Annotated in this window: 18 protein-coding genes and 1 pseudogene; 13 read left to right on the top strand and 6 right to left on the bottom strand. The window is 63.1% G+C overall.

The window, feature by feature from the left end; translation table 11 throughout:
* Nucleotides 1–82: 82 nt before the first annotated feature.
* Together NKI50_RS20495 and NKI50_RS20490 are read right to left on the bottom strand one after the other, a co-directional pair.
* The gene (locus tag NKI50_RS20495) at nucleotides 83–1,078 is read right to left on the bottom strand and encodes an ABC transporter substrate-binding protein (RefSeq protein ID WP_023721963.1); all 996 of its coding nucleotides are present in this window, start codon (nucleotides 1,076–1,078) and stop codon (nucleotides 83–85) included.
* Between the two features lie 332 nt (nucleotides 1,079–1,410).
* Nucleotides 1,411–2,916 (bottom strand): UxaA family hydrolase, encoded by a 1,506-nt coding sequence (locus tag NKI50_RS20490; RefSeq protein WP_352642651.1) that lies wholly within the window; start codon nucleotides 2,914–2,916, stop codon nucleotides 1,411–1,413.
* Nucleotides 2,917–3,172: 256 nt separating this feature from the next.
* On the opposite strand from NKI50_RS20490, the gene NKI50_RS20485 reads away from it, so the two are divergent.
* The 6 genes from NKI50_RS20485 to gnd all read left to right on the top strand — a co-directional run bounded on the left by NKI50_RS20485 (nucleotide 3,173) and on the right by gnd (nucleotide 8,986).
* Entirely contained in the window at nucleotides 3,173–4,075 is a 903-nt protein-coding gene (locus NKI50_RS20485; RefSeq protein ID WP_352483619.1) for a GntR family transcriptional regulator, read from the top strand.
* 119 nt (nucleotides 4,076–4,194) lie between these two features.
* On the top strand, nucleotides 4,195–4,551 hold the full coding sequence (locus tag NKI50_RS20480; protein WP_352483618.1) for a DUF2946 family protein: 357 nt from the start codon (nucleotides 4,195–4,197) through the stop codon (nucleotides 4,549–4,551).
* Nucleotides 4,552–4,650: 99 nt separating this feature from the next.
* Nucleotides 4,651–5,187: a copper chaperone PCu(A)C gene (locus NKI50_RS20475; protein ID WP_352642653.1), complete on the top strand. Its 537-nt coding sequence runs from the start codon at nucleotides 4,651–4,653 to the stop codon at nucleotides 5,185–5,187.
* 25 nt (nucleotides 5,188–5,212) lie between these two features.
* Nucleotides 5,213–5,731 (top strand): YcnI family copper-binding membrane protein, encoded by a 519-nt coding sequence (locus tag NKI50_RS20470; protein WP_352642655.1) that lies wholly within the window; start codon nucleotides 5,213–5,215, stop codon nucleotides 5,729–5,731.
* Between the two features lie 52 nt (nucleotides 5,732–5,783).
* Nucleotides 5,784–7,421, top strand: a complete 1,638-nt coding sequence (locus NKI50_RS20465) for a copper resistance CopC/CopD family protein (protein ID WP_502900374.1) — start codon at nucleotides 5,784–5,786, stop codon at nucleotides 7,419–7,421.
* A gap of 140 nt (nucleotides 7,422–7,561) precedes the next feature.
* Nucleotides 7,562–8,986: an NADP-dependent phosphogluconate dehydrogenase gene (gnd, locus tag NKI50_RS20460; RefSeq protein WP_352717429.1), complete on the top strand. Its 1,425-nt coding sequence runs from the start codon at nucleotides 7,562–7,564 to the stop codon at nucleotides 8,984–8,986.
* A gap of 312 nt (nucleotides 8,987–9,298) precedes the next feature.
* Here gnd and NKI50_RS20455 read toward each other — a convergent pair whose 3' ends face one another.
* The 3 genes from NKI50_RS20455 to NKI50_RS20445 all read right to left on the bottom strand — a co-directional run bounded on the left by NKI50_RS20455 (nucleotide 9,299) and on the right by NKI50_RS20445 (nucleotide 12,463).
* A complete protein-coding gene (locus NKI50_RS20455) occupies nucleotides 9,299–10,126 on the bottom strand; it encodes an SDR family NAD(P)-dependent oxidoreductase (protein WP_352642661.1) in 828 nt (275 codons plus the stop codon).
* 109 nt (nucleotides 10,127–10,235) lie between these two features.
* Complete coding sequence (locus NKI50_RS20450; protein WP_352717427.1) at nucleotides 10,236–11,258, bottom strand: AraC family transcriptional regulator; 1,023 nt, start codon at nucleotides 11,256–11,258, stop codon at nucleotides 10,236–10,238.
* Nucleotides 11,259–11,380: 122 nt separating this feature from the next.
* Nucleotides 11,381–12,463, bottom strand: coding sequence for a type 1 glutamine amidotransferase family protein (locus tag NKI50_RS20445; protein ID WP_352642663.1), 1,083 nt, complete (start codon nucleotides 12,461–12,463; stop codon nucleotides 11,381–11,383).
* A 175-nt stretch (nucleotides 12,464–12,638) separates the two neighbouring features.
* Here NKI50_RS20445 and NKI50_RS20440 point away from each other — a divergent pair.
* A pseudogene (locus NKI50_RS20440) lies at nucleotides 12,639–12,824 on the top strand (tyrosine-type recombinase/integrase); the annotation flags it as partial.
* Nucleotides 12,825–13,155: 331 nt separating this feature from the next.
* Here the strand turns inward: NKI50_RS20440 and NKI50_RS20435 are convergent.
* A complete protein-coding gene (locus NKI50_RS20435) occupies nucleotides 13,156–14,205 on the bottom strand; it encodes a LacI family transcriptional regulator (protein ID WP_352642665.1) in 1,050 nt (349 codons plus the stop codon).
* 396 nt (nucleotides 14,206–14,601) lie between these two features.
* Here NKI50_RS20435 and NKI50_RS20430 point away from each other — a divergent pair, with 396 nt between their 5' ends.
* From NKI50_RS20430 to NKI50_RS20405, 6 genes are all read left to right on the top strand, one after another.
* Nucleotides 14,602–15,840 carry an ABC transporter substrate-binding protein gene (locus tag NKI50_RS20430; RefSeq protein ID WP_031194918.1) on the top strand — a complete coding sequence of 413 codons (1,239 nt, stop codon included), beginning with the start codon at nucleotides 14,602–14,604 and terminating at the stop codon, nucleotides 15,838–15,840.
* A 107-nt stretch (nucleotides 15,841–15,947) separates the two neighbouring features.
* Nucleotides 15,948–16,841 (top strand): carbohydrate ABC transporter permease, encoded by an 894-nt coding sequence (locus NKI50_RS20425; RefSeq protein ID WP_023721950.1) that lies wholly within the window; start codon nucleotides 15,948–15,950, stop codon nucleotides 16,839–16,841.
* Entirely contained in the window at nucleotides 16,834–17,769 is a 936-nt protein-coding gene (locus NKI50_RS20420) for a carbohydrate ABC transporter permease (protein WP_352483609.1), read from the top strand. The genes NKI50_RS20425 and NKI50_RS20420 overlap by 8 nt, the downstream gene beginning before the upstream one ends.
* A 5-nt stretch (nucleotides 17,770–17,774) precedes the next feature.
* Complete coding sequence (locus NKI50_RS20415) at nucleotides 17,775–18,905, top strand: ABC transporter ATP-binding protein (protein WP_051409752.1); 1,131 nt, start codon at nucleotides 17,775–17,777, stop codon at nucleotides 18,903–18,905.
* An 87-nt stretch (nucleotides 18,906–18,992) separates the two neighbouring features.
* The gene (locus tag NKI50_RS20410; RefSeq protein ID WP_352717424.1) at nucleotides 18,993–19,739 is read left to right on the top strand and encodes a sugar phosphate isomerase/epimerase family protein; all 747 of its coding nucleotides are present in this window, start codon (nucleotides 18,993–18,995) and stop codon (nucleotides 19,737–19,739) included.
* Nucleotides 19,740–19,751: 12 nt separating this feature from the next.
* Nucleotides 19,752–20,900, top strand: a complete 1,149-nt coding sequence (locus NKI50_RS20405) for a Gfo/Idh/MocA family protein (RefSeq protein WP_023721946.1) — start codon at nucleotides 19,752–19,754, stop codon at nucleotides 20,898–20,900.
* Nucleotides 20,901–20,957: the final 57 nt, after the last annotated feature.

Genomic DNA, 20,957 nt, shown 5'->3' with positions numbered 1-20,957 from the left:
CCCAAAGATTGGCCTCGCGATTGGCACGAGTGGGATGTTTCCGGGGCGAAAAGGCCCCGGAAACAGTTCACAGCGGCGATGCTCAGTCGAGCTTCGGGTTGAGCAGCGCGTCGATCTTCGGATCCTTCATGTTGGCCTTGGTAACCAGGTTGGCGCCGGTGTCGACATTGGCTTCGACCTTCTCGCCCTTCGAGGCGGCAAGCGCCGTCTTGATGCCGTCATAGCCCATCCGGTACGGATCCTGGACGACGAGCGCCGAAATGACGCCGTCATTGAGGAACTTGATCAGCTTCTCGTCGCTGTCGAAGCCGACCAGCCCGACCTTGCCTGCGAGGCTGTTCTCGGCGATCGCCTGACCGACGCCCTGCGCCATGATCAGGTTGGAGGCGAAGATGCCCTTGAGGTTGGGGTTGGCGGTGATCAGGTCGGTGGCGATGTTGAGGCCGGTGGTGGCCTGGCCGTCGGCGTATTTGTCGGCGACCAGCTTGAGGCCGGGATATTTGGCGGCGAGCTGTTCCTTAAAACCCTGGGCGCGCTGTTCGAGCGAGCCGGCGCCCGGAAGCGCGGTGATCAGGGCGACGTCGCCCTCGACCTTGCCGCCATTGGCTTCGCCGATGGCTGCGGCAAGGCCGTCAGCGGCGACGCGGCCGCCCTGAATGTTGTCGGTGGTCAGGAACGAGGTGAAGGCCTTGGAGTCGGCACCGGAGTCGATACCGATGATCTTGACCTTGGTGGCGGCCTCGTCGATCGGCTTGCCGAGCGCCTTGGCTTCGGTCGGCGCGATGACGACGGCGGCCGGGTTGCCGGCGACGGCATTTTCGAGGATCGAGATCTGGCCGTTGACGTCGGTCTCGGCCTGGGCGCCGAGCTCCGGCACGTTGACGCCCAGGTCCTTGCCGGCCTTGCGGGCGCCGGCCAGAACGATCTGCCAGTAGAAGGACGTGGTGTCCTTGACGATGATCGGAATGGTCACGTCGGCCGCGGATGCCGGGGCCGAATGCATCACGCCGGCAAGCATCGAGGCGGCTGTGAGTGCCACGAAGGCGCGGCGATTGAGAATGCTGGTCACGAATTTCATTAGGAGTCCTCCCTAAGTCGCCCGGTGAATGTTATGGAAGCTCCATTCGGATGGCGCGGCCGAAACGGAACTTTATCAATAAAAAACATTTACCGCATTTTGATAATGCATCATCTTGGTAGGCGCAAGCGCTGTTTGATGCCTGCCTCGGATGGCTGGGCGGAAGAGTTTTTTCTGTCGGAACTCCGCTGCCAATCTCCTCCAATATGTCGCATGGAATATTAATTCCATCACTCAGTCAATATGGAATGTTCATTCTTTTTTCGGGGATGTACGAACTGCGACACCTGGCGATCACGTCAGGTGTTCGCGACTGTCGCGAGCGGTCCGGCTTAGAGCGTCGCACCTAGGTGCCACGGCACGAACTCGTTGTCGCCGTAGCCGAATTCCTCGCTCTTGGTCTTGCGGCCCGAAGCTGTCTCGACGATCAGTTCGAAGATCTCGCGGCCCATGCCGGCAATGGTCTTTTCGCCCGAGGCGATGACGCCGCAATTCACGTCCATGTCCTCTTCCATGGTGTGGTACATGGTCGAGTTGCTGGCGACCTTGATCGACGGCGTCGGCCGGCAGCCGAAGCAGGAGCCGCGGCCGGTGGTGAAGACGATGACGTTCGCGCCACCCGCCACCTGGCCGGTGGCCGAGACCGGGTCGTAGCCGGGCGTGTCCATGAACACCAGCCCGTGCCCGGTGACCTTTTCGGCATAGCCGAAGACGCCGTTGAGCGGCGTCTGGCCGCCCTTGGCGACCGCGCCGAGCGACTTTTCCAGGATGGTGGTCAGGCCGCCGCGCTTGTTGCCCGGCGAGGGATTGTTGTCGATGGATGCGCCATGCTTGGCGACATGGTCTTCCCACCATTTCACGTAGCCGTCGAGCTTGGCGGCGATCTCGGGAGTTGCGGCGCGATAGGCAAGCAGGTGCTCGGCGCCGTAGATCTCCGTCGTTTCGGAGAGGATGCCGACGCCACCGACGCCGGCCAAAATGTCGACGGCCGCACCCAGCGCCGGGTTGGCAGTGATGCCGGACATGCCGTCGGAGCCGCCGCATTGCAGGCCGACGACGATCTCGCTGACCGGGATCGGCTCACGCTGAAGCTTGCCGACCTCTTCGGCGATCTCGGCCAGCACGACCAGCGCCTTCTCGACCGATTTGCGCGAGCCGCCGGCTTCCTGGATGTTGAAATGGCGTTTTCCCGCGGCGACGCCCTTCTGGCCATAGAGGGTGAGCTGGTTGACCTCGCAGCCGAGCCCGACCATCAGCACGCCGCCGAAATTCGGATGACGTGCATAGCCGGCCAGCGTACGGTGCAGCACCATCATGCCATCGCCGGTGGCGCTCATGCCGCAGCCCTGGCCGTGGACGATCGGGACGAAGCCGTCGATGCCGGGATATTGCGGCAGAAGCGTGCGGTTCGCCGCGTCGGCGATGGCATGGCAGACGGTGGCCGAGCAATTGACGCTGGCGAGAATGCCGATGAAGTTGCGCGTGCCGGCACGGCCGTCGGCACGGCGGTAGCCCATGAAGGTGCGGGCGCGGTCGGCCTCGGTCGCGTGCACGGCCTCGCTCGGCGGCACCACCGGCAAACGCCCGCTTTCGAAGACCAGATTGTGCGAATGGACATGCTCGCCGGGCGCGATATCCTGCGTGGCACGGCCGATTGCCTGGGCGTATTTGACCACGGCTTCGCCGGCGGCAATCGGCTTGATCGCCACCTTGTGGCCCGGCTCGATCAGCGCGGCGGCGGCGGCGCCGCCCGGCAGTACGGTGCCGATCTCGATGCGGCCATTGGCGACCGCGACATTGTCGGCGGGAGACAGAAGAATGCTGTTTGCGGCGTTCACGGAAGCTTCCTGGGTATGTTCCTGGGTGCGCGAGCGGATTGACACGCGGCTCTTAACATATAATGTCTTTTATCGTGAAAAAACATTTTTGCGTCAATTGTTTTTTCGCCAGAGCGCGACGCGTCTTTTGGATGCGCGACGTAGGCTCTACAACCAAAACTAGCGTTGCGCATGATGTTTTCCGAAGCGATTCCGATTTCATGCGCGAGAAAAGCTTCACGCCGGCCGCAAACGCCGGCGCGCCACGGGGCAGGGGATGTCGAAGAGCAACAACGTATACAAGGACGCCTATAATCGCGGTCTTAGGCTGCTCGACGAAACCAGGAGCCTGCCTTCGGAGCCGGAGCTGGGCACGCTGCTCGGCGTCAGCCGCACGACCGTCCGCACCATCCTTGCCCGCATGGAAGAGACCGGGCTGATCGATTGGAACAAGCGCAGCAAGACGGTTCTGCGCGAGCCGCGGCCGGACGATTTTTTTCCCGAGGAAGAGACCGACACGCTGGCCGAGATCATCGAACGCTCCTTCATGCGGCGGCTGCTTGCCGGTGGCGCCGAGGCCGGCATGCAGATCAACGAACTCGAACTGGCGCGCGAGATCGGCGTCGGCACCACCAGCGTGCGCGAATTCCTGATCCGCTTCTCGCGCTTCGGCCTGATCGAGAAGCGCCGCAACAGTCATTGGGTGCTGAAAGGCTTTACCCGCGCCTTCGCGCTGGAGCTGACCGAAATCCGCGAGATGTTCGAACTGCGCTCGGCCGCCGCCTTTGCCGCTCTGCCCGAGGACAGCCCGGTCTGGGCCGACCTCGACAGCCTGGAAGACGAGCATCGCCTGCTGGCGCGCGAGATCGCCGTGCGCTTCAACGCGTTCTCCGAGCTCGACGAGCGCTTTCACCGGCTGATCCACCGCGCCTCGCACAACCGCTTCATCGTCGATTTCTACGACGTCATCGCCATGATCTTCCACTACCACTACCAGTGGAACAAGGCGCAGGAGCGCGAGCGCAACGAAGTCGCGGTCCAGGAGCATCTCGCCTATATCGCCGCGCTCAAATCGCGCGATCTCGCCAAGGTCGACGCCGCCTGCCGCAAGCACCTGAAATCGGCCCGCCACACGCTGCTGACGTCGATCCCGGAGGGCAGGCAGCCGCTGCGCGCGTGATTGTGTTGCGTTGCCGCAGCAACGTTTTGGCGATTTTCCGGCCGCCGGCTCCGTGCTAGAGAGCTGACGTTGCTGCGTGAAGAGGCTGGTTCTTGACCATACGCCGGAGACGATGGAGCATGCCGGTCGCGTTCGCCGCGGCCTGGCTTTTCGTGCTCCAGTCGATGTTCGGCGCGTTTGCTTCCGGCATCGAGCCGAACGCCTCTCAATTCGATGCTTTCGGCAACACGATCTGCACCCATGACGGTGCGGCGCAACTCCCGGCCGGGGATCCGCATCAGCAGCACATGCCGGCTTGCTGCATGCTTGGCTGCAACCTCGTTTCGGCGGTCTACGCGCCGCCCGATGCCACCGGGAGCCTGTCTCGCAGCCCTTCCGTCGAAACCATCGCCTTTTTCCTGCCGGCCTTCCGGCATCGCGATTTCGCCCGCGCCCGCACTCCGTCCAATCCGCGCGCACCACCGGCGACGGCCTGATCCGTTCTGGTTTGCGCCGCGCACACCCTTGGCCGGCGCGTTTATCGACATCGTTCGCGACCGGCATCGGCGCGATCTCTTAAAATCCACGGAGCAATCATGTCTCACTCTTTTCGCGCTGCCGCATCCAGCCGCAGGCGCTTCTCACTGGGTAGTTTCGAGCAGCGTCTCGGCGTCGCCCTTTGCGTTCTTGCCCTCCTGTTCGCCAACGCCCAGACGGTGTTGGCACATGAGTTCAAGCTTGGCGGTCTCGAGATCGGGCACCCCTGGTCGCGCGCCACGCCAGCCGGCGCCAAGGTAGCCGGCGGCTACTTCACCATCACCAACACCGGCAGTGCGCCGGATCGCCTGCTGTCGATCACCTCCGACATTTCGGTTAAGGCCGAACTGCACGAGATGGGCGTCAGCAATGGCGTCATGACCATGCGGCCGGTCACCGGCGGCCTCGAAATCCCGGCCGGCGGCAAGGTCGCGCTGGCGCCTAAGGGCTATCATTTGATGTTCATGGATTTGAAGCGGCGGCCCAAGGAGGGCGAAATGTTCTCCGCCACGCTGACCTTCGAGAAAGCCGGGCCCGTGCAGGTTGAATTCGCCGTGCAAGGCATCGGCAGTGCGGCACCCCAGGACGACGACTGACTTGGCCGCTTCGAGAGGTACCATCATGAAGAAATCTCTTTTGCCCGGCTGCGTGCTTCTTATTCTCGGGACCAGCGCGGCCTTCGCCCACATCACGCTCGAAACGCCGGAGGCGGCGGTCGGCTCGACCTACAAGGCGGTTCTTCGGGTGCCGCATGGCTGCGAGGGCAAGGCAACGACCGCCTTGCGCGTGCAGATCCCGGAAGGGGTGCTCTCGGTCAAACCGATGCCGAAGCCGGGCTGGACGCTGCAGGTCAAGAACGGCAAATACGAGAAGTCCTACCAGCTCTACGGCCAGGCAGTGACCAGCGGCGTCAAGGAGGTCGACTGGAGCGCCGGCAGCCTGCCGGACGAATTCTACGACGAATTCGTCTTTCGCACGACACTGGCGTCCGACCTGCCGGCAGGCCAGACGCTGCATTTCCCGGTGGTGCAGGAATGTGACGGCGTCGCCGATCGCTGGATTGAAATTCCGGCGGTCGGGCAGGCTGAGGACGCGCTGGAATTTCCGGCGCCCGGCCTCAAGCTGCTGCCGAAGAAGTGAGCTCCAGCGGCGCGCTTTGGCGGATGAGCGCGCCGCTGCTCTTGGCGGTGAGATGAGCGCGGCATCCTTCCTGCGGCGAGCTTGCATGGCCGGCAACCATTCTGGCCGGCTTGTGGCTGGCCTGCTCGCCGCCATCGTGCTGCTCGCCGTAATTGCCATGCCTGATCCGGCCTTCGCCCATGCGGCGCTGATCAAGGCCGAGCCGGCTGACGGTGCGGTGCTGGCGCGGAGCCCGTCGCAGATGTCGCTGACCTTCAGCGAGCCGGTTTCGCCGCTGGTGCTGACGCTGGTGCGGCCCGACGGCACGGCGGTCCCGCTGAGCTCTTTCCAGCTCAGCGGCCAGACCGTCGAGATCGACAATCCGCAGGCGCTGACATCCGGCACGCATGTGCTGAGCTGGCGAATGATCTCCGCCGACGGGCATCCGGTCGGCGGCTCGGTGCTGTTCTCGGTCGGCGCACCGAGTGCTGCGCCGGCCGCCTCCGAAGCCGTCGACCGGGTGCTTCGAACGGCGATCTGGATCGGCAAGATTTTTCTATATATCGGCCTGTTTTTCGGCGTCGGGGGTGCCTTTGCGCTGGCCTGGCTGGCGCAAGGCGGGCGATCCGGCCAGCGCCTGATCGTCGCGGCAATCCTGTGCGGGCTGGCCGCGGCGCCGCTGTCGCTCGGCCTGCAGGGGCTGGATGCGCTTGGCGCGCCGCTTGCCCGGCTGGCGCAGCCGGTCATCTGGCAGACCGGGCTGGGCACCAGCTTCGGCTGGACGGTGCTGATCGCGCTGATGGCGTTCGGCCTTGGCCTGTTATCGCTGGTCGTGCCGCCCACCGACGCAAAGCCGCTCGCCTTGGCCGGACTGGCTGGCGTCGGCGCAGCACTTGCCGCCAGCGGGCATGCCAGTGCCGCCGAGCCGCAATGGCTGACCAGGCCGATGGTGTTTCTGCACGGAACTGGTATCGCCGTCTGGGCCGGGGCGCTGGCGCCGCTTGGTCTTGCCTTGAAACGGCAGCCGGCCAAAGCCGGGCCATTGCTGCGACGGTTTTCGCGAGCGATCCTGTTCGTCGTGGCCGTGCTTGCGGCAGCCGGCATCGTGCTCGCCGTCATCCAGGTGCAAACGCCGTCGGCGCTGGTCCACACCGCTTATGGCCGGCTGCTGCTGCTCAAGCTCGTGCTGCTCGTCTTTCTGTTCACGCTCGCCGCCGTCAACCGCTTCAAGCTCACGGCCTCGGCCGAGGCAGGAAATACGGAAGTCCAGCGGCGGCTGGCCCGCTCGATCGCCATCGAGCTGCTGATCGTGGTGGCGATCTTCGGAGTTGGCGCCGGCTGGCGCTTCACGCCACCGCCGCGCGCACTAGCAATCGCCGCGGCACAGCCGGCATCGGTGCATATCCACACGTTGCAAGCGATGGCCGATCTCAGCATTGCGCCCGGCCATGCCGGCCCTGTTGCCGCTTCGATCTTCATCATGAGCGGCGATTTCGGCCCGCTCGACGCCAAGCAGGTGACGCTGGTCCTGTCAAAGCCCGATTCCGGCATCGAGCCGATAAAACGCCCTGCGACGAAGCCCGGCGACGGCACCTGGCGCGTCGACGATCTCGTCATTCCGGTCGCCGGCCGGTGGACAGCGCGGCTCGATATCCTGGTCTCGGATTTCGAGATGGTGAAGATCGAAGCGCCGATCGATATCCGGCCATGAAGACGGCGCTGGTCTGCGCAACACAATTCGGCGAGACGGTTGACGCCGCCTTGAAGGCCCGTCAATCATCGTCATCAAGAATGGGCATCCAACCCAATCGCGGGCTCAAACCAACAAGATCCGAAAGCAGGGAAGAAACGATGGAAAAAGCCGAAATCGGCCTGATCGGCCTTGGCACGATGGGCTCCAACCTGGCGCTCAATATCGCCGAGAGGGGGCACCGCATTGCCGTCTTCAACCGCACCGCGGCGCGCACCGATGCCTTTGTCGAAAATGCCGGCGCGCTCAGGGACAGGGTGGTGCCTTGCTATAGCCTCGAGGAACTGGCTGCCGCGATCCGGCCGCCGCGGCCGATCATCATCATGGTGCTGGCCGGCAAGCCGGTCGACGAGCAGATCGCGGCATTGCGCGGCGTGCTGTCGGCCAACGACATCGTCATCGACGCCGGTAATGCCAATTTCCGCGATACGATGCGGCGCTTCTCCGAGCTTACCGATTCGGGCCTGACCTTCATCGGCATGGGCGTGTCCGGCGGCGAGGAGGGCGCACGCCACGGTCCCTCGATCATGGTCGGCGGCACCGAAGAGTCCTGGAAGCGCGTCGAAAAGGTGCTGACCGCGATCTCGGCCAAGTTCAAGAGCGAGCCTTGCGCGGCGTGGCTTGGCACCGACGGCGCCGGCCATTTCGTCAAGACCATCCACAACGGCATCGAATACGCCGACATGCAGATGATCGCCGAGATCTACGGCATATTGCGCAACGGGCCCGGCATGGGGCCGAAAGAGATCGCTGAGGTGTTTTCCCAGTGGAACACGGGCAGGCTCAACTCGTACCTGATCGAGATCACCGCCAAGGTGCTGGCCGCCGACGATCCCAAGACCGGCAAACCGGTGGTCGACATCATTCTCGACCGCGCCGGCCAGAAAGGCACCGGCAAATGGTCGGTGATCGAGGCGCAGCAGCTCGGCATCCCGGCCACCGCAATCGAGGCGGCTGTGGCGGCACGCGTGCTGTCGTCGATCAAGGACGAGCGGCTGGCCGCCGAAAAGGTCTATGGCGGCGGCGTGAGCAAGATTTCCGGAGACAGGGACGCCCTGCTCGGCGATCTCGAGCTGGCGCTGTTTGCCGGCAAGATCGCCGCGTACGCGCAAGGCTTCGCGGTGATGAGCGGCGCGTCGAAGGAATTCAACTGGAACCTGCCGATGCCGGTCATCGCCAAGATCTGGCGGGCCGGCTGCATCATCCGCTCGCAATTGCTGGATACAATGGCGGAGGCCTTCGGCGCCGGCGGCGCAGCCACCAACCTGTTGATGGCGCCGGCTTTCGTTTCATTGATGCAGGAGGCACATCCGTCGCTTCGCCGTGTCGTGGCAAGGGCAGCCGAAGCCGGCTCGCCGGTGCCGGCCCTGTCATCGGCACTTGCCTATTTCGACAGTTACCGGCAGGGCCGCGGCACTTCGAACCTGATCCAGGCGCAGCGCGATTTCTTCGGCGCGCACGGCTTCGAGCGCATCGATGGGCAGGGCGCGTTTCATGGCCCGTGGGGGAGTGGAGCGGCGGGTTAGCGCCCTATTTCGGCCGTCCAAGCCGCCTCGGCGACTTCCAATAGCTGCCGTTCTTTCGCCGGGGCAACGCCGCAACTGTCTGCTGCGCATCATAGCGCGTCCAAAAGCAAGGCACCCCGAGCCGATCCGACCAATGCTTGTGGCAGCTTCGGCGCGCGCCGCTATCCGACCACGAAAAAAGCGTGACCCGCGCAGGACGAAACGAAGCGGAGGCGAACGTTGGAGCTACCTCAATGCCCGATTGGAAGCGGTCAGTGGCGGTCGTTTGACCTGCGCGGGGCCGTCAATCGGCAGGCCCCGCAGGCTGCTGCCTCAGTGGCCGTTGGCCGCTATCGAAACCGCCTCCCAATCCTTCCAGGTCTGGAGGCGCTTGGCGTAGATATCCACGATGGTCTTGGTTGGGGTGAGCCCGAAAAAGATCCGGGTCGGGGGCTCGGCGGCATCGACGACCTGCAGGATCGCCGGACCCGTCGCCGTCGGTTCGCCAATGAACTCCGCGGGCAGGTTGGCCCAGATGTCTGCCTGGCCACGGCGCAGAGGGTCATACTGCGGCGCCGGGTTGGCGTGGACGGCCGAGCCCCTGCCCCAGTCGGTGGCATAGCCGCCCGGTTCCACCAAGGTCACTTTGATGCCGAACGGGGCAACCTCCTGCGCCAGCGACTCGGTGAGGCCTTCGACCGCCCACTTGGAGGCGTGATAGGCCCCCAGATTGGGGTAGGACATCAGGCCACCGATGCTGGACACCTGGATGATATGGCCATGCCCCTGCTTGCGCAGGATGGGCAAGACAGCCTGCGTGACGTTCAGCACACCGAAGAAATTCACTTCGAGCTGATCGCGCACCTGCTGCTCCGTGACTTCTTCGACCGCACCGAAAAGGCCGTAGCCGGCATTGTTGACGACAACGTCGAGACCACCAAATGTTTTGGCAGCCTGTCCGACAGCGGCAATTGCGGCGGCGCGATCGGTCACATCCAGCCGCAGGGGCAGGACCGCATCGCGGAATTGAGTGACGAGATCCTGCAAGGCCTCAGGCTGCCGGCTCGTCGCGGCAACCCTGTCGCCGCGCTTGAGTGCGGCTTCCGCCCACACTCGACCAAAGCCACGGTTGGCGCCTGTAATGAACCAGACTTTCGACATCGATCTACCTCATGGTTGCGTGCCATTGGGCACTTCTCTTGAGGTAGGCAGGCCCCCTGTCGAATTCATTTGCAGGTTGCGACAGAAAACTGGCGATGGGCGCCAATCTCTAGTTTAGGCGAGAGGCCTCGGTGTTCTGCTCGCGCCACCGTGCGGGGGTGACACCTTCCCATTCGCGGAAGGCGCGATAGAACGAGCTGGTATCCTGATACCCTAATAGATAGGCAATCTCATCAGCCGCGTTCGCGCCGCTGGCCAGCATTTCGCGACCGAGTTCCTGGCGGGAAGCCTCCAGTAGCAGCCTGAAACTTGTCCCAGATTCCGAAATACGGCGCTGCAGCGTGCGTTCGCTCATCCCCAGGACGTTGGCCACGTCCGATAGTTCGGGCTTGCCGCTGGCCAACCGCCGCTTCAGGACAATCTTCACTTGTTCTGGCAACGAGCTTTGCGCATCGATCTCGTCGAGCGAGGCCAACAGTGCCGGTGTAAGGATGGCGAGCAGCTCGGGGTTGTGCCCAGCGAACGGTCGATCCAGATCATCGGCACGCAGCACCAGCTGGTTCTTGGGCGCCCCGAAGGTTATTGGCGCTCCGAGGTACTCCTTGTGCGCTCGGGTCGTCGGGCCTTTTCGGGTCATGTCCACTCGCAGCGGGACGATGTGACGACCTGTTCCGCGTCGTCCCAGTTCAAGGATTGCTGCAAACGTCACATCGACCGCTACGTCAGGCTCCGTGCCAACGGCGTGGATCCAGTCGAAGCTGACAAAAGCCTCACCATCACGTTCTATCACGTGCAGCTCTTCCGGGGTGCAAAGCCGCTTGAACCTGGCAAGACGGTTGAGGCCGTCACGGAAATCCTTGGCGAAGAAGGCCGACATGGGCGCGGGGGGATGGACCGATGTATCTGCCGCGACTGTGATATGCAGCCCGATCGCAGGGTCGCCCGACAGCTCCTCCAGTGCTTGCCAGAGTTCGAAGTATTGGGCGGTATTGACCCAAGCGTCTTCGGAAATGTGGAGGGTCGCAGGCAACCGAGCTTGCCTCAACAATGCCGCTGGTGAGATGCCAGCCCGCTCTACAGCGCGCCAAAAGGCCTGTGGGACTTTGCATCTGTCGATTGGTAGCCGTGTCATGGCAGTCTTTCACTCACCCGTAATGGCGGCATATGAGCGCCGCTGTCCTATCGTCGTCTAGCCCGGCCCCAGTTCGATCACAGCGTACCCGAATCCGCCACCGATCCAGTCATCCATCTGCCCTACCGGGTCGTCCACTGTGTGACCGGCAGGGTGGACCGTAACGGTTGTATGCTCAACTGCGTGGCGCTAGCGCGTCGGGGGGCGTGAGTGCTGGTGAGGACACTGCGCAGCTTAGCGGCCTGCTGGTCGATGGCCTGCGGGCCGTTGCCGGTGAGCAGCCGCACGGACGGCTCGTAGGCCAGTAGCGGGGCGGCGATGTTGAGGGAGGTCGCGAGTGTGAAGCCAGCTTCCTTGATGGCCGCGTCGACGAAGTAGGAGGTTCGGGTCTTTTTGCCGGGGACGCGTGGGTAGAGGAACCGCAGCGCGAACAGCTCGCCGATCGTGGGGACGGTCGAGATGGTGGCGGCGAGGAACGGGTTGTCGCTGACGAGGTAGGGGTGGCCCTGAGCGTCGATGCGCTGCCGGGTGGAGGTCACCGCCACAGGCGCGTGGCAGATCAGCGAGATGATGACGCTGTTCTCCCGGGCTATGTGGAGGGTTTCGCCGAGCCACGGATTGTCACGGAAGTCGACCATGGGGGCGTGACCGCCGGGGGTGTGGATGAAGTCAAAGTCGGCGAAAGTGAACGGGTCGGCCGAGTCGCGGTGACGCTGGACGAGTTCCTGTAGCGAGTGGAAGGTGCCCTCGGGCAGCTTTGCGAGGCGGCGAACCAGTTCGGGGCAGTACTCGGCGAGCTCCGGCTCGCTGTTAGGCAATAGTTCGGAGACCGGGATCCGGCCGATGTGCCGCTCCAGCAGCTGAACTTCCTGCTCGCGGCGGGCGACCAACGCGGGGTGGCGCTGCCGGAAGCTGTTGACGTCGAACGAGCGGCGGCGCTGCTGCATACGGAGGGGGATGGTCATGGCGCCGGTCTTCTCGATGGATTGCACGGACAGGGCCATGCCGTTGATGTCGAGTTGAGGGGCGTTGCCGTCGGGGGTAGCGAAGGTGAACTCGTAGTCGTTCTCGAACTCCTTGAGCACTTGAGCCATCTCGACCAGGAAGAACCCGGTCGAGATCGACTTGACGTCGGCCGGTTCGGCCAGCGGCAGCTGGCGGCCGGACGAGATGAGGATCAGTGCGCGGCGCTTGGTGGTGGGCATGACTTGTTCCTTTCAATGCTTTCGGCCGGGGTGAGGGTCAGGCCGTCCCTGCCATTCATCGGCGGATTTAGGCACGCCTCCTGTCGCATTCACTTACAGGATGCGACAGAAAACTTGCGATGGCCGCCAATCTCTCGGTGTTCTGCTCGCGCCACTGTGCGGGGGTGACGCCTGTCACCTGAGCACGCGTCAGTACGCGCGGCTGGTCGACGAGTGGGGGACCGCGATTGGGCTGACACCTGAGGACTACGGCACTCACTCGCTGCGCAGGACGAAAGCGTCGCTCATATACAAGGCGACCGGCAATCTACGAGCGATTCAGACTTTGCTCGGACATAGCAAGATCGAGAACACAGTTCGATGCCGGACGGGCGCAAAACTTTCCTGCGCCGGGCAACGTATAGCTTTCCGGCCCCTGCCAGATTGCCGAGGTCGAGACTACGCGTGTTGTAACCGCATCATAACACGAAAAAGCATCTGCGGATCGCCCGTTTCGCGAACCGTCTCGAGCGCCGCGGGTTCCTGAAGGTCCGCTTCTTAAGATCCGATCCTCGAAGCTGCCGGTCAACTACCGGCCCCAAGGTTGCCAGTCAGCAGCGCGCATTTTGCAACCAAGTGGAATCACTTGGCGCCGCAGAAATGCGGCTATGACAACTAGATGGAGCGGGAGTTCAATCTGAACATATCCCGCTCTAATCGGGGCGGCGATAGGCCTGGACTTCGCCCGGCTTGCTCAGGCTTTGCAGGGTGCCGGGTGCGGCGCCGCCGATCCAGCCCAGCACCGAGCGGGCGAGTTCGGCTCCGGCCAGCCGGAAGTTCTCGTTGACGACCAGCAAGTCGCTGCGAAACAGGTGCAGAAGCTCCGACGATTGTTTGGACACTACATCGACATCGCGGCCAAGCTTGAGGCCGGCATCTTCGATGCCGGCGACGATGGCAAGCGTCGCGGCGGCGGCGCTGCTGATGAAACCGTCCGGCCTGACGTCGCGGCGCATCAGCTGCGCGGTCCGCATTCTGATCTGCTCGATCGAATGATCGATCGAAACGGTGTTGAACGGAATCTCGCTGGCACCGACCTCGCTCAGCGCATCGGCAAAGCCGTTCAGCGTGTGACCGTGATAGGTCAACTCGACCGGCGGCGCCAGCAGTGCCAGCCGGCGGCGGCCGATGCCGGCCAGATGGCGCACTGCCTCGGCTGCGAAAGCGTAATTGTCGAAATCATGGTAGGGATGGATCAGCCCCATGTCGGTGCGGCCATGCGTAGCAAAGGGGATGCCGCGCTCCAGCATATAACGTGCCCTCGGGTCGTTCGGCTGCGTGCGCGAAATGATGACGCCGTCGGCTGAACCGGTTTCCACGAGGTAACGGATCGGGTCGAGCGGATCCTGCGAGCGTGAATAGGGCGTCACGATCAAGTGATAGGGCGTATCGGCAATGACTTCCGAAACACCGTAGATGATGTCCGAGACAAAGCTCATGATCTCGTGCTCGGTGTTGAGCACCAGGCTGATGACATTGGTCTTGCCGGTGCGCAGGCGGACGCCGGCACGGTTGGGCCGATAGCCGATTTGTTTGGCGACAAGCTGGACGCGACGCCTGGTCTCGGCGCCGATCTCGGGCGCGTCCTTCAGCGCGCGCGACACGGTGGTGACGCCCAGCCCGGTCATGAAGGCGAGCGTCTTCAGTGTCGGCCGGCCCTGCCCCGACGCTTCGTCGGCCTTCTCTTTTTGATGCCTGTTCATTCGTCCCGCCCCGTCAGGCGCATAGCAGTTGCCGGGCAGGCCGGCAATCGGCGGGCCGCGGGTACGCCGCGGGCCTTCACCGAATGAGACCGCTATATACTGAAACGTTACAGATTGTCACTGCCGTCGCGATATCACTGGTGATAGGCGCAAAACGAGCGGTACTCCGGTCGGCGCAAAAAAGAACGATTGAAACGGGCTTTTCCGGGTTTCTGGCGTCGCAGCACCAATTTTTTGCAGTGCAACCTCTCTTGTTGCGATGCGGTAGCTCGACAGGCCAGGTGATTTTATTCGCGCTTCGAAAAAATTTGGCGCCGGATTTGCCTGAGGGGTTGCGCGTCCGAAGCAATTGCCGTATCCAAAATCTGTAACGTTTCAGATTCTGGGAGGAACGAAATGCGATACCAACTCATGACTGCTGCGCTGGCATTGACGACCGCGCTGCAATTCGCCGGCCCGGCGGCCGCGACGGATCTGGAAGTCACCCATTGGTGGACCTCCGGCGGCGAGGCGGCAGCGGTCGCCGAACTCGCCAAGGCTTTCGACGCAACCGGCAATCACTGGGTTGACGGCGCCATCGCCGGCTCCGGCGGCACAGCGCGGCCGATCATGATCAGCCGCATCACCGGCGGCGACCCGATGGGCGCGACCCAGTTCAATCACGGCCGGCAGGCGGAAGAATTGGTGCAGGCCGGGCTGATGCGCGACCTCACCGATCTCGCCACCAAGGAAAAGTGGACGGAAATCGTGCAGCCGAAGAGCCTGCTCGACGGCTGTACCCTCGATGGCAAAATCTATTGCGTGCCGGTCAATATCCACTCCTGGCAGTGGCTGTGGCTGTCGAACGCCGCCTTCGAAAAAGCCGGCGTGCCGGTGCCGAAGAACTGGAATGAATATGTCGCTGCGGCGCCCGCGCTTGAAAAAGCAGGCATCCAGCCGCTCGCGGTCGGCGGCCAGCCCTGGCAGGCCTCCGGCGCTTTCGACGTGCTGCTCGCGGCGGTCGGCGGCACCGATGCCTTCCTCAAGGTCTATAAGGACAAGGACGCGGAATTCGCCGCCGGGCCCGAAGTCGCCAAGGTCTTCAAGGCCGCGGACGACGCCCGCAAGATGGCGAAGAACACCAATGTGCAGGACTGGAACCAGGCCACCAACCTGGTCATCACCGGCAAGGCCGGCGGCCAGATCATGGGTGACTGGGCGCAGGGCGAGTTCCAGGTTGCCGGCCAGACCGCCGGCAAGGACTATACTTGCCTTCCGGGCCTCGGCCTCAACGAGATGATCGCCACCGGCGGCGACGCTTTTTACTTCCCGCTGCTGAAGGATCCCGAAAAATCGAAGGCGCAGGAAGTGCTGGCCCACACGCTGCTTGATCCCAAGACGCAGGTCGCCTTCAATCTCAAGAAGGGTTCGCTGCCGGTGCGCGGCGACGTCGACCTCAAGGCGGCGAACGACTGCATGAAGAAGGGCCTCGAAATCCTCGCCAAGGGCAATGTCATGCCTTGGACGGACCAGTTGCTTTCGCAGGATACGCAGAAGCAAAAGGAGGATCTGTTCTCCGAGTTCTTCGCCAAGCAGGACATGACCGTGGAAGATGCGCAGAAGCGCTTCGCCGCCATCGTCGGTTCGGCCGATTGAGCGATCGATCAAGCGCCTCACTCCCGCCCCTGCGAGCGCAGGGTCGGGAGCTCGGGTCAAGACCTCTTGACCCTCCCGCCCTTACCCGATCCAGCGCGGCTGTGCAGATGAGCAAGAGCGAACGCCCCAGCCAACTCTTTCGCAACCTCAATGCGAAAATCGCCTCGATCCCAATGATCTTCACCGCGCTGGTGATCTTTGTTGGCGGCACCGTCTGGACGGTGTTCTATTCCTTCACCAATTCCAAGTTGCTGCCGCGGCTGCACTTCGTCGGTCTCGACCAGTATTACCGGCTGTGGGCGACGCCGCGCTGGCTGATCTCGATCGAGAACCTGCTGATCTACGGCGTGCTGTCGCTGGTGTTCTCGCTGGTAATCGGTTTCCTGCTTGCTGCCCTGCTCGACCAGAAGATCCGGTTCGAGGACACATTCCGGACCATTTTCCTCTATCCCTTCGCCCTGTCCTTCATCGTCACCGGTCTCGTCTGGCAATGGCTGCTCAACCCCGAGTTCGGTGTCCAGGCAGTGGTGCGCAGCCTCGGCTGGACGAGCTTCAGCTTCAATCCGCTCTATGATTCCAGCATCGTCATCTACGGCATATTGATCGCCGCTCTCTGGCAAGGCACCGGGCTGATAATGTGCCTGATGCTGGCCGGCCTGCGCGGCATCGACGAGGATATCTGGAAGGCCGCGCGGGTCGACGGGATACCGACCTGGAAGACCTATCTGTTCATCATCATACCGATGATGCGGCCGGTCTTCATCACCACGCTGGTCATCGTCGCCTCCAACATTGTTCGCGTCTACGACCTTGTCGTCGCCCAGACCAGCGGCGGGCCCGGTATCGCCTCCGAAGTCCCGGCCAAATATGTCTATGATTACATGTTCTTCGCCCAGAACCTCGGCCAAGGGTTCGCCGCTTCGACGATGATGCTGCTGTCGGTGATCATCGTCATCGTGCCGTGGGCCTATCTCGAGTTCGGAGGCAAGAAGCGTGTCTGACCATGCCGTCTCATTGCCTGCCATTGGCGGCGCCGGCGGGCTCGAAGCCTACGGGCCGAGCGGACCGAAGCCGCGCCACACGTTCTCGCGCCGCAACATCTTCCTCTACGGCACGCTGATCGTGGTGGCGCTCTACTATCTTTTGCCGCTCTACGTCATGGTGGTGACATCGCTTAAAGGCATGCCTGAGATACGCCTTGGCAACATCTTCTCGCCGCCGATGGAGATCACCTTCGAGCCCTGGGTCAAGGCCTGGTCGAGCGCCTGCACCGGGCTCAACTGCGACGGGCTGTCGCGTGGCTTCTGGAATTCGGTGCGCATCACCATCCCGTCGGTGATCCTGTCGATCGCGCTCGCCTCGGTGAACGGCTATGCGCTGGCCAACTGGCGCTTCAAAGGGGCCGACACTTTCTTCATCATCCTGATCGTTGGCGCCTTCATCCCGTATCAGGTGATGATCTATCCGATCGTCATTATCCTGCGCGAGGTCGGCCTCTACGGCAGCCTCAGCGGCCTGGTGATCGTCCATTCCATCTTCGGCATGCCGATCCTCACGCTTTTGTTCCGCAACTACTTTACCTCCATGCCGGAGGAGCTGTTCCGGGCAGCGCGTGTCGACGGCGCCGGCTTCTGGGGCATCTATTTCCGCATCATGCTGCCGATGTCGCTGCCGATCTTCGTCGTCGCCATCATCCTGCAGGTGACCGGCATCTGGAACGACTTCCTGTTCGGCGTCGTCTACACCCGCCCCGACACCTATCCGATGACGGTGCAGCTCAACAACATCGTCAACTCGGTGCAAGGCGTGAAGGAATACAACGTCAACATGGCAGCCACCATCCTGACCGGCCTGGTGCCGCTGATCGTCTATTTCCTGTCCGGAAAATTGTTTGTGCGCGGCATCGCCGCCGGCGCGGTGAAAGGATGATGGCGATGAACGCAAACGGCAGTGTTGAGGTAAACGGCAGCAGCGGGGCAAACGGCACCAGCGTCTCGATCCAGAACCTGTCGCTGAATTTCGGCGCGATATCGGTGCTGCAGACGCTCAACCTCGATGTCGCAGAAGGCGAGTTCATCGTGCTGCTCGGCCCGTCCGGCTGCGGCAAGTCGACCCTGCTCAACTGCATTGCCGGGCTGCTGGACGTTTCCGAAGGCCGCATCTTCATCAAGGGCAAGAACGTCACCTGGGAAGAGCCCAAGGATCGCGGCATCGGCATGGTGTTCCAGTCCTACGCGCTCTATCCGCAGATGACGGTGGAGAAGAACCTGTCGTTTGGGCTGCGCGTTGCCGGCCTCGCCAAGGACGAGATCGCCAAGCGCATCGCCCGGGCCGCCGAGATCCTGCAGATCGAGCCGCTTTTGCATCGCAAGCCGGCGGCTCTGTCCGGTGGCCAGCGCCAGCGCGTGGCGATCGGGCGCGCACTTGTGCGTGACGTCGATGTCTTTCTGTTCGACGAGCCGCTCTCCAACCTCGACGCCAAGCTGCGCGCGGAATTGCGCGTCGAGATAAAGCTGCTGCATCGCAAGCTCGAGAACACCATGATCTACGTCACCCACGACCAGATCGAGGCGATGACGCTGGCCGACCGCATCGCGGTGATGAAGGGCGGCGTCATCCAGCAGCTCGATGCACCGCAGACCATCTATAACCGGCCGGTCAACCGGTTTGTCGCCGGCTTCCTCGGCTCGCCGGCGATGAACTTCCTCGACGGCAGGCTGGAGCAGGCGGACGGCGACTGGCACTTCGTCGCCGAGGATGTACGGATTCCGCTTGCCACCTATGCTTTCGAGAAGGACCCGGTGCCGGGGCCGGCCGTGTTCGGCATCCGCCCCGAGCACGTCGCGTTCAACAGCGGCACGGGATGGCCATTCGCAGCCACGGCAAGTGTCGAGGTCGTCGAGCCCATGGGTTCCGACACGCTGGTCTGGCTGAAGCTCGGCGGCCAGAATTTCACGGTACGGGTGACAGCCGAGCGCACGCCAAACAACGCCGAGGCGGTCGGCATCGGTTTTGATCCGATGCGCGCCTCGCTGTTCGACGCCGCCACAGGTAACCGCCTCTAGAGCAGATCTAGCCACCCAAGACTCTTCCATTCCCCCCAAGACTCATCCCCCCAAGACTAACCATCCACAAGAAAACGGACAGAGACGATGAACTGGTCATTCCAACTTTACAGTGCCCGCAATTTCCAGCCCTGGGAGGGCGTGCTCAAGATGCTGGGCGAGCTTGGTTACAGCCAAGTCGAAGGGTTCGGTGGTGTCTATGACGATCCCAAGGCATTCCGTGCGGAACTCGACAAGAACGGGCTTGCCATGCCGACCGGGCATCTCTCGATCGACGCGCTCGAGAAGGATTTCGATGGCGTGCGCAGGACGGCCGACGCGCTCGGCATCACGCTGCTCATCTGCCCGTTCCTGAACGCCGAGTTCAGGCCGGCCGACACAGCCGGCTGGCGCGGCTTCGGCGAACGCCTGGCCAAGGTCGGCGAGACGGCCAGGAAAGCCGGCTATGGCTTTGCCTGGCACAACCATGATTTCGAGTTCAAGGCGCTTGCCGACGGCTCGGTGCCGCAGGACCATATTCTGTCCTCGGCGCCTGACATCGGCTGGGAGATGGACGTCGCCTGGGTGGTGCGCGGCGGCGTCGATCCGCTGCCCTGGATCGAGAAGCACGGCAAGCGCATCGTCGCCGTCCACGTCAAGGACATGGCCAAGGCGGGCGAGGGACTCGACGAGGACGGCTGGTCGGATGTCGGCCACGGCACCATCGACTGGCCCGGCCTGATCAAGGCGCTGCGCGCCAAAAGCGCCGCAAAATACTACGTCATGGAACAGGACAATCCCAACGATATCGCGCGCTTCGCCCGCCGCTCGATCGCAGCCGCCAAGACCTATTAGGAGCACACCAGCATGGCAACAAAACTTGGCATCGGCGTCATCGGCTGCGGCAACATCTCGAAGGCGTATTTCTCGCTGGCGCCGCTGTTCCGTGGCATCGAGATGCGCGCCTGCGCCGACATCAACATGGAAGCGGCGAAAGCGCGGGCAAAAGAGTTCAAGCTGCGCGCCGAGACCGTCGAGGGGCTACTCAAGGCCGACGATATCGACATCATCGTCAACCTGACCATTCCGGCGGTGCATTACGAGGTGTCGAAGCAGATTCTCGACGCCGGCAAGCATGTTTATTCGGAGAAGCCCTTCGTGCTCTCGGTCAAGGAAGGGCTCGACCTGAAGAAACGGGCCGAAAGCAAGGGGCTGCGCATCGGTTCGGCGCCCGACACCTTCCTCGGCGGCGCGCACCAGCTTGTCCGCGACCTGATCGACACCGGCAGGCTCGGCAGGATCACCAGCGGCACCTGTCATGTGATGAGCCATGGGATGGAACATTGGCACCCCAATCCGGACTTCTTCTTCCAGCCGGGCGCCGGGCCGGTGCTCGATATCGGACCGTATTACATCACCAACCTGATCCAGCTGATCGGGCCGGTGAAGCAGGTCGCGGCTTTTGCTTCGATCCCGATGACGGAACGCATCATCAGCTCGAAGCCGCGCGCCGGCGAAAAGATCCCGGTCTCCACGCCGACGACGATCCATGGCGTGCTGGAATTCGAGAACGGCGCCGTGGTGACGCTCAACACCAGCTGGGATGTCTGGAGCCATGGCCACGCGCCGATGGAGCTCTATGGCGAGGTAGGCACGGTGTTCGTGCCGGATCCGAATTTCTTCGGCGGCGAGGTGCGCTACACCGAGGCCGCCAAGCCGGTGAAGAAGCTGCCGAAATGGCGGCATCCGTTCGGCGTGCCCAACGAGATGCATTCGCATGGCATGATGGCCAACTACCGCACCGCCGGCCTTGCCGACATGGCGATCGCGATTACCGAAGGCCGGCCGCACCGCTGCTCGATGGAACTGGCGCTGCATGCCGTCGATGTCATGACCGGCCTGTTGCGTTCTGGCGAGACCGGAAAGTTCGTCGCCATGCAGACCAGCTGCGAGCGGCCCGCGGCACTCGGCGTCAAGGCAGCGAAGGAGCTGCTGGCGAAGAAGAAAACGAAGTAGGCGGCGCACCTCCCAAGCACCGTAAAAGCCTCTCCCCGTTTGCGCGGGGAGAGGCTA

This window comes from Mesorhizobium sp. M0563 (assembly GCF_040321065.1).
Classification (GTDB): domain Bacteria; phylum Pseudomonadota; class Alphaproteobacteria; order Rhizobiales; family Rhizobiaceae; genus Mesorhizobium.
This window is presented reverse-complemented; position numbering and strand designations above follow the sequence as displayed.